The 9,335-nt window shown below is 33.9% G+C and carries 11 protein-coding genes; 1 reads left to right on the top strand and 10 read right to left on the bottom strand.

Annotated features, from left to right (window positions below; translation table 11 throughout):
- Positions 1–14: 14 nt before the first annotated feature.
- The 10 genes from RR643_RS06480 to RR643_RS06435 all read right to left on the bottom strand — a co-directional run bounded on the left by RR643_RS06480 (position 15) and on the right by RR643_RS06435 (position 8,078).
- On the bottom strand, positions 15–497 hold the full coding sequence (locus tag RR643_RS06480; protein ID WP_332482720.1) for a pyridoxamine 5'-phosphate oxidase family protein: 483 nt from the start codon (positions 495–497) through the stop codon (positions 15–17).
- Positions 497–1,753 (bottom strand): M28 family metallopeptidase, encoded by a 1,257-nt coding sequence (locus tag RR643_RS06475; protein WP_332482719.1) that lies wholly within the window; start codon positions 1,751–1,753, stop codon positions 497–499. Before RR643_RS06475 ends, RR643_RS06480 begins: the two co-directional genes overlap by 1 nt.
- Before the next feature lie 61 nt (positions 1,754–1,814).
- Positions 1,815–2,516 (bottom strand): Flp pilus assembly protein CpaB, encoded by a 702-nt coding sequence (gene cpaB, locus RR643_RS06470; RefSeq protein WP_332469950.1) that lies wholly within the window; start codon positions 2,514–2,516, stop codon positions 1,815–1,817.
- Between the two features lie 80 nt (positions 2,517–2,596).
- Positions 2,597–2,863 (bottom strand): RnfABCDGE type electron transport complex subunit B, encoded by a 267-nt coding sequence (locus tag RR643_RS06465; protein ID WP_332469949.1) that lies wholly within the window; start codon positions 2,861–2,863, stop codon positions 2,597–2,599.
- Entirely contained in the window at positions 2,856–3,044 is a 189-nt protein-coding gene (locus tag RR643_RS06460) for a hypothetical protein (RefSeq protein WP_332469948.1), read from the bottom strand. Before RR643_RS06460 ends, RR643_RS06465 begins: the two co-directional genes overlap by 8 nt.
- 1 nt (position 3,045) lies before the next feature.
- The gene (locus RR643_RS06455) at positions 3,046–3,621 is read right to left on the bottom strand and encodes an electron transport complex protein RnfA (RefSeq protein ID WP_332469947.1); all 576 of its coding nucleotides are present in this window, start codon (positions 3,619–3,621) and stop codon (positions 3,046–3,048) included.
- 2 nt (positions 3,622–3,623) lie between these two features.
- Positions 3,624–4,271 carry an electron transport complex subunit RsxE gene (rsxE, locus tag RR643_RS06450; RefSeq protein WP_332469946.1) on the bottom strand — a complete coding sequence of 216 codons (648 nt, stop codon included), beginning with the start codon at positions 4,269–4,271 and terminating at the stop codon, positions 3,624–3,626.
- 14 nt (positions 4,272–4,285) lie between these two features.
- Entirely contained in the window at positions 4,286–5,233 is a 948-nt protein-coding gene (locus tag RR643_RS06445; RefSeq protein WP_332472381.1) for an FMN-binding protein, read from the bottom strand.
- A gap of 15 nt (positions 5,234–5,248) precedes the next feature.
- A complete protein-coding gene (locus RR643_RS06440) occupies positions 5,249–6,775 on the bottom strand; it encodes an RnfABCDGE type electron transport complex subunit D (protein WP_332469579.1) in 1,527 nt (508 codons plus the stop codon).
- Between the two features lie 16 nt (positions 6,776–6,791).
- Positions 6,792–8,078, bottom strand: a complete 1,287-nt coding sequence (locus RR643_RS06435) for an RnfABCDGE type electron transport complex subunit C (protein ID WP_332469578.1) — start codon at positions 8,076–8,078, stop codon at positions 6,792–6,794.
- A gap of 121 nt (positions 8,079–8,199) precedes the next feature.
- Here RR643_RS06435 and RR643_RS06430 point away from each other — a divergent pair, with 121 nt between their 5' ends.
- On the top strand, positions 8,200–9,309 hold the full coding sequence (locus RR643_RS06430; RefSeq protein ID WP_332482718.1) for an FAD:protein FMN transferase: 1,110 nt from the start codon (positions 8,200–8,202) through the stop codon (positions 9,307–9,309).
- The last annotated feature ends 26 nt before the right edge of the window (positions 9,310–9,335 follow it).

The following is a 9,335-nucleotide window of genomic DNA, read 5'->3' as shown; positions in this document are numbered from 1 at the left end:
GATCTTTCATTTTTTTATTTTTTCATTGCTAATTCTTTTGCTTCTTTTCCAGTCATATGATCAATATCAATTTGAACCATACATACCGATTCAAAGAAACGATCAATTTCTTGTTCTATCCCTACTTCTTTAGGAGAGTATTTCTTTGCCAAAATGCCTAGAGCTTTTCTTTTATCTGCTTCGTTTTCAATTACATGTGCTTTTCCAAATACAATTACACTTCTAAAATAAGTTGTATATTCTTGAGGAATAATTTCATCTTTATCAATGATACAAAAAGATACCTTATCATGTTTTTGAATAGCTTCTAATTTATGTCCTGATTTAGCACAGTGAAAATAAATCTTATTGTCATCATATACAAAACTTAAAGGCACTGCATATGGATAATCTTCATCACCTAATACCGCCAAAACACCTGAAGTAGCATTATTTAAAATAGCGATACATTCTTCGTTTGTTAAATATTGCTTATTTCTTCTTAACTCTCTAAACATTATTTCTTTTCCCCCTTTTCTCTACAAAAGTATGCATCAATTGCATCTTTCATATTTTGAGGAACAACTCTTGGTACTGGTATAATGTATGCATTTGCCATACGCTTTGTGAATTCTAGGATAAAGTCAATGTCTTCAAATAAATAGCGATCAGATAAATGTTCTAACACATCATAGCGGTGGTGAATATCTCCCCCACCATTTGGTGTAATCCGTGCAAATGATAAAGCTGGAATATCCGCATCTGCGAAAGGTGTTGAATCACTTGAGTATACATCTTGTTTAGCACTAATTGGAAAACCTACTACCTTACCTAAATAATCAATACAGTTCACTAAACTCATATCAGACGTACATACAGCGATACGTTTACCCAACGTTGAACCTATCATATCTATATTAATACAAAGCTTAATATCATCTAATTCTTTCTTATGTTTCTCCACATATGCTTTAGATCCAAGTAACCCTCTTTCTTCAGATCCACACCAAACAAATCTTAATGTATGTTTAGGTTGATTTTTACTGAAGTAATCCGCAAGAGCATATAAACAAACAGATCCTGTTGCATTATCATAAGCCCCTTTAGAGAAGCGAACAGAATCATAATGCGCTGTAAGCACAATCACATCACTGCCTTCAGTACCCTTTATATCACATACAACATTATGAGATTTTACAGTTGTAGTTTCTTGAATAGTTGTTAATTTTACTTTCGATACATTCTTTTCTATTAACATCATCGCATCTTTTACAAGAATATTTACTGCTGGAATATTTTTAATTCCCGCTAATGTTTTTCTCATTTCTCTACGATCTAAATCATAGCCATTTGGAAAATCAATATTTCCATTAAATGAAATTAATGCAATTGCTCCTGCTTTTGCAAAGTCTTTATATAGTTTCATACCTACATAACCATTCACTAAACAAATTTTACCTTTAGCTTGTTTCACATTGACTTCACTTGCTTGTTCAAAATAATAGAAATCTGCTTCTATTCCCTTAGCTGGTGTATTAGCGCAACACATATATGCATTGCATTCGATATCCATTTTAAATGGTGCAACAACTTCAAGTTTTGCTTTTTTAATATTCCCCATTTGTACTGGGAATGATTCTAATTTGCTATCTAATTTAATTTTCTTTAATTCCTCTTGAATAAGTTTCGCGCATTTTAATTCCTCTTTAGTTCCTCCAAATCGTTCAAATGACATGGTTTTTAATAAAGCACTTGTTTTCTTTTGATTGTACATTCCTCATCCCTCCTGCAATATTAAAAATAGTATACTTCTTTTTGATGAGGATATCTAGCGATTACGGTTGTTTTATATATTCTAAAATCTTAGATTCTTGATTAAGTTTTGTTTCTTTCTTATCATAACTCTTATTTGTTGCGTAAAGTTCAAGTGTACCTATTTTACGAGCGATTGATAATAGACTAATGTATTCATTTTCAATGGCGAGTGTTAATGAAAATGGCGAACCAGAACTTTCATCACTCATTTCAATTCCTTTTCTATCTTTAATAGACACAACTCTCACCGACTCTAATAGTAAATCAAATATCGGATCTACATTTCTTTGTTCAATAGAAACATAAATATCAATTCTTTGACCCACTGTAAAGGATGATAAATCCAAACCACCAGTTTCATTTGTCAATATAAAAGCAACTTGATTTTTATCTAATAGAGAAACAGCAGCATCTGGAAGAGTTTCAAATTTCTCCAGTTGTGACTTATAAAACAATGAATCCTTTGGTATTAATCCTTGAAGTGTCGTGATTTTACCAATGATTTCATTTTTATTATTAATTGCATTCTCTAAGACATAATTTTTTGGAACTGTAATACTTTTTATATCATTTATAGTAATTGTTTCTCTTGGCCCTATATCTCTATTAGCAACATAAACCTCCACCAAATTAATTTTCCTATTTGTAATGATATCTAACGCAAATAAGTTTCCTACAATGAATATACTTAGTAGTAAAAATATACAAAATAGTTTCTTCATAAATTTCCTCCTACTTATTTTTATGTAAATGGAGCGTAACACCTAAAAAAAAGAAGAGTTTTTCAACTCTTCTCTCTTATTTATTTTGCAAGATATTCTTTGATTTTATCTTTTGCATCTTGTTTAGAAGGTTTACAAGCTGTTACATCTGCTTCCCCATCTGCTAAGGCTTGAGCAAGTCCAGCACAACCTGGGAAACCACAACCTCCACAGTTATAACCTGGTAACATTGCAGTTAGATCATCAACACGAGTATCTGGTTCAACATAGAATACCTTGTTTGCAACACCAAGTGCTGCACCAAGAACTGCACCAACTACTAACATCATTATGATTGCTTCAATCATTTTTTTCCTCTCCTTTACTTATATCGTGTACAGGATGAATTTCACAAGAAGTTACTTTACATCCTTCACAATCTGCTTTTAAATCCTCACAGCCCGCAGGGACTGGTGTCTTATGATTCATGTAATAAAGTGCCCCATATCCTGCTGCCAAGGCAACAAAGACAAGAAGTGCTACTAGCATTTTATACTAATCCCGCAAATGCACTAAATGCTAAAGCCATAACAGCTGCAACAATTAACGCAATTGGATTTCCTTTAAATGCATTTGGAATATCTGCTGTATCTAAACGTTCACGTATAGTTGAGAAGATAACCAACACTAACATAAATCCTGCTGGTACTGCAATTGAATTTACTAACATTTCTGTAAAATTAAGTTTAGAAGTGATGTTGTCTAACGCTACAAATAATACTGCGCAGTTAGTTGTGATCAATGGTAAATAAATTCCTAAAGCTTTATACAAGCTTGGTGAGAATTTCTTAATTACCATTTCTGTAAATTGAACGAACGCTGCAATTACTAAGATAAATGTAATTAATTTCATGTAGTCTAAATTATTTGGTTCAAGAACTAAATAATAAATACCATATGTGAAGATAGAAGCACCAAAGATAACAAAGATAACAGCGGCTCCCATACCTACAGCAGAACTTAATTTCTTAGATACTCCTAAGAATGGACACATACCCAAGAATTTAGATAATACGATGTTATTAATTAATACCGCGGCTAAAAACATAGAAAACATTTCAGTCATAATTATTTAGCCTCCTTTTTTTCTTTTTCTGCTTTTTTTGCATTATATGCAGCTAATGCAGCAGCTAGTAAAGCAAACGTTAAGAATGCTCCTGTTGCAGTAGTAAATAGTGGAATTTCAAATCCAACTGGAATAATTTGAACATTGAAGATAATTTGGTTAGTAAAAGGATTTGAGAAGCTTAATGCTCCTGTTCCTAGTAATTGACGAATAACTGCAATAGCTAATAAGCTCGCAGTATATCCAAGACCCATACCAAGTCCATCTAATGCTGAATCAAATACACCATTTTTATTTGCGAACGCTTCTGCACGTCCCAAGATAATACAGTTAACTACAATCAAGTTAATGAATGCACCTAATGCTGAATATAAACTTGGAGCATATGCATGAATAAGCATTTCTACAATCGTAACTAATGTCGCAATGATTACGATATAAACTGGTATACGAATTTCATCAGGAATGATTTTACGCATTGCTGAGATAACAACATTTGATACAACAAGTACAGCAATAACTGCTACACCCATACCAATTGCATTGTTTATTGTTGTAGAAATCGCTAATACCGAACATAATCCAAGATACAATCCAAATACTGGATTTTCACGAAGGAATCCAGCTGTGAAATTTTTCATTCTATTCATTCTGTTTCCCCTCCTTATTGATTAGCTGCATTGATAGCAGCTTGTACAGCAGCAAGTACAGACTTACTTGTCCATGTAGCTCCTGTTACAGTATCGATATCTTGATCAAGATTTGATGCATCTAAATCTGTAAATAAAGCTAAGTAATCTTCACTCGTTGCTTTATCTCCAAATCCTGTTGTGTCTCCAAATGTAGTGTTAACAACACTTACTACTTTGTTATTTGCTTTATCAATCGTTACTTCAAATACGTTTCTAGCGTATTCTGTTCCGCTTTCTCCAGCATGTCCTTCTGGATCAATTAAACCGTAACCTTTAACTTTAACTGTATAAACACCATCACCAGTTTCTTCTACTTGAGCATCAAATCTAGCAAAGTCTTCGCTTAATTTAACTGGATTACCTAATGCTAGTTCAGGTTTGATTTCCTCAACTGGAGCATTTGGATCAGCCGTAATACCCATCATTTCATTGAATACTGATTTAGCAGCATTGATACCATTTACAACAGCAGAACTTGTTACAGTAGCCCCTGATAATAATGGGAATCCATCTGCAGATGTTTTACCGATAACTTGACTTGTGTAACCATCTTCAAATACACGACTACCAAATCCACTTGTTTCTTGTTGTTGAAGTGGTGTAAATCCTACTACTTTACCATCATTATCAAATGCAATCATGAAGATAATTGGTGTAGAACTATAACCATTTGTTTCAACTTTATAAATATAACCTTTACCAGTTGCTTCATATGCACCTTTAACTAAACCTGTTTCATCAACATATTCAATTTCAGCGAATTCCGCACCTGGGAACATAATTTCAAGATTTTCCTTTTCAGCTGCAATGCCCATTTCTTTAATGATTGGAGCAGTAATGCTATTAACATAAGATAATGCACCACCTGCAATTGCACTAATAATAGCTAGGAAACAAGCTAAGTAAAGAATTTTCTTCATCGACTAGTCCCCTCCTTATTCATTCACTGCATTAATTGCAGCTTGTATTGCAGCAACAACAGATTCACTTGTCCAAGTAGCACTTGTTACTGTATCAACTTCTTGTGTAACATCCGTTGTGTTTAACCCAACAAATGTTTCCAAATATTCTTCACTAACACCTTTGTCTCCAATACCTGGAGTATCTCCGAATGTTGTGTTTTTAATACTCATGATTTCATTTGTTTCAGGATTAATTTCAACTTCAAATACGTTTCTTGCATAATCAATGCCAGATTCTCCAGCATGACCTTCAGGGTCGATTAAACCATAACCCTTAACTTTAACAACATAAACGCCACCTTCACTCGATTCAACTTGAGCATCAAATCTTGAGAAATCAGCATCTAATGCAATTGGATTACCTAAAGCAAGTGCTGGAGCATCTGTTCCTGCACCACCTTCTGTTGTTTCTCCACCTTCAGTTCCTGTTGTTTCTTTTGCAGTTACAGCTAAAGAACATGCTGCAACAGATGCAATACCAACAACAGCAACAATGCAAATTGTCATGATATTTTTCTTCATCATTTTAATTTGTTGTCCATCAGTTAATCTTTCAATAGCTGGTGTCAACATATTCATTAATAAAATTGAGAACAATACACCTTCTGGAAGATTTGCTTTAAGACGAATAACAATTGTTAAGATTGCACAACCCATTGCAAAGATAATTCTACCTGCTGCACTCGTTGGGTTTGTAACTGGATCTGTCATCATAAATACAGCTCCAAATAATGCTCCACCTGATAATAAGTGGAATAATGGATAATATAAACCTTGACCATGCATTGCCCCAACCATAAATGTTAAGACAAACATTGTTGTGATGTATACAACTGGAACTCTCCAGTCAATTACTTTTCTAATTGCTAAATAAATACCAACTAAGATAATAACTAATGCACTTGTTTCCCCTAATGCTCCTGGATACATACCCACAAACATATTACTCATGCCACCAAAGTTAGCTACAAATGCATCAAATGCACTTGCTGATGTACTCATCCAACCTGCTGAAGCATATGCTGCTGTTGGAGTAGCACCTGTTGCAAAATCCGCAACAACTGAACCTGCAAAACTTGTCATAATAACAGCACGCCCTAAAGCAGCTGGATTAAATACGTTTTGACCAAATCCACCAAATACTAATTTACCGAATAGAATCGCAATAATTGTTGCAATTGCTAATGCATAGTAACTTGTATTGATTGATACCATTAACGTAAGAATAGTTGCAGTAATTGCTGGGAATGAATTACTAATTTCCTTAATTACATTCTTTTTGCTAAAAGCATACCAAACTGCTTCAGTTCCAAATGCTGCAACTAATGCTGTTAATAATAAACCAATAGCGCGAATTCCATATTGTGTACCAAATTCTGTAGTGTAATAAAATACAGAAAATCCAAAGACAACCAATAAACCAATCATCAATTCAATCATAATTGAATGTGTTGATTGTTTATCACGATAGTTTGGAGATGGTTTAAAAGTAAATTTCATCGTTATTCTCCCCTCCCTATTTCTTCTTTAACGCCATATAGCGTTTAGCTTTACGAATACCTTCTGTTACATCAATCTTAGATGGACAGATATATGAACACATACCGCATTCAATACATGCATCGTAATTTAATTTTTCAAGTAATGCTACATTATTAACTTTTGCAGCATTATTTATACGTACTGGTTGAAGACCTGCTGGGCAATGATCTGAACATTTACCACAACGTAAGCATTTGATTGCTTCAACTGGTTTATTGATAAATACTGTTAAAGCATTTGAATATGGTGCGATAACAAATGCATCACTTGTAATCGTTTTACCCATCATTGGTCCTCCTGCAATAAGAAGTACATCTTCTGCAGCATAACCACCACAAGCTTCAACAACTTCTTTAGCACTTACACCAACTGGAACTTTAACATTACTTGGAGTTTTGATACCATCTCCACTAACTGTAATGATTTTTTCAACGATTGGTTTTCCTTCTCTTAAAGCTTGAGCCATAGCTACTGCTGTTGTCGCATTATTTACGATACATCCGCATTCACTAGGTAACTTTTCATAACGTTTTTTAGTTAGCTCATAAACTAATGTTCTTTCCCAACCCATTGGGTAAACATCAGGTACAGCTACTACCTCAATATTAGAATAAGGTTTAAATGCTTCTTGTAATGTAGGAATGAAATCCTTCTTAGTCACTTTGATAGCGACTTTAGCTTTTGGTGCACCAGACATTTTTAATAATGCTCTAGTACCTAATACTAAGTCTTCAACATGAGCTTTCATTACTTTATAGTCTGCAGTAATGTAAGGTTCACACTCTACAGCATTAATAATTAATAATTGGATATCCTTTGCAAATTTATATTTTACATAAGTAGGAAATCCTGCACCTCCACAACCAACAATTCCAGCATTCATTGTAAATTCAATTAATTCTTCACGAGATGCTTTTTCAAAATCTAATGGTGTAAATGCAGCTTCAAATGTATATTGTTGATCGTTTTCAATAACCAAATGATCAACTGGTTTTAACCATGAATGCATAATTTGCTGTACACCTTTAACGGTACCTGAAACAGGGCTAAACATTGGGATTGTAAAGTTTCCATTGCATTGTGCAATTTTAGTTCCAACTTTAACTTTATCCCCTTCATTCACAAGTAAGTCAGCAGTCATTGCTCCGCTTACCAATGGAATAGCAACTGTGTTTGGGCTTAGATTTACAACTTCGTTATGGCTTGTAAGTTCTTTGTGTCCATTAACATGTTTGCGCATTGGTCCAATAATAAATGACATTTTCTTTATTCCTTTCCTTTATAATCAAGTCAAAAAAGACTTCGCACCTATTATACCATTGATAGATATGATTTTCTATAAAAGTTTTGACCTTTATGCTATAATATCCAAGGTGATTAAAATGAAGAAAATAGTCGTATTTATCATGGTTTTATCTCTTTTAGCGGGATGCCAATCGAAGAAACTTGAAACCTACTCAAATACATCAATAACCTCTGGATTTGATACATTCATTTCCATCCAAGTTACAACTGAATCTCAGGAGAAATTTGATGAGTATTTCCAAATTTCAATTGATAAATTTGAGGAGCTAAACAAGTATTTTGATATCTATCATACTTATGATGGTGTCAACAATTTAAAAACAATCAACGACCAAGCCGGTATTGCTGCAGTTGAAGTTGATCAATCCATTATCGATATGCTCAATGTAGCCAAAGAATTCTATGATTATTCTGATGGTGAGTTGGATATCACGATGGGTGCATTACTTCAAGTTTGGCACAAATATCGTGAAGAAGGTCTACTTTACATGGGTGAGGGAGAACTTGGAAGAGTTCCTTCAACTGAAGAACTTGAAAAAGCAAAAGCTTGTTCAGGATGGGAATATATAGAAGTTGATGATGAGAACAACACTGTATTTATTAATAATCCTTGTGTCTCATTGGACGTTGGTGGTATCGCAAAAGGATTTGCAGCCGAAGTAATCGCAAAAGAATTAGAAAGTCATGGAGTTACAATTGGCGTCGTAAATGCCGGTGGTAACACGCGTACAATCGGTACAAAGCAAGATGATAAACCTTGGCGTGTACAAATTGAAAACCCTGAAGGAAATGGCTCAACATTAATTGTAGAACGAAAAGGTACTGCATCATTTGTTACAAGTGGTGATTACCAACGTTACTATATTGCTGATGATGGAAACATCTATCATCATATCATTGATCCTCGTACCAATTTCCCAGCGGACCACTTTCATTCAGTAACAATTATTACACCTAACAGTGCTGTAGCAGATGCATTGAGTACTACTATATTTACCCTACCTTATGAAGAAGGCTTAGCCCTTATTACAAAGTACAATGAAGAACATCCTGATACTCCAGTTTCAGCTGTATGGTTAATGGATGCAAATCATGAAGTAGAAACAAATAACAAACTTGTTGCAGGTAACTACTTATGTGTTTATACAGAAGATTTGAAAGATTCATTGCAAATTGTTGCAAAGTAAAAGAACTAGAATTCTAGTTCTTTTTT

This window comes from Anaerorhabdus sp. (assembly GCF_036637135.1).
Classification (GTDB): domain Bacteria; phylum Bacillota_I; class Bacilli_A; order Erysipelotrichales; family Erysipelotrichaceae; genus Anaerorhabdus.
This window is presented reverse-complemented; position numbering and strand designations above follow the sequence as displayed.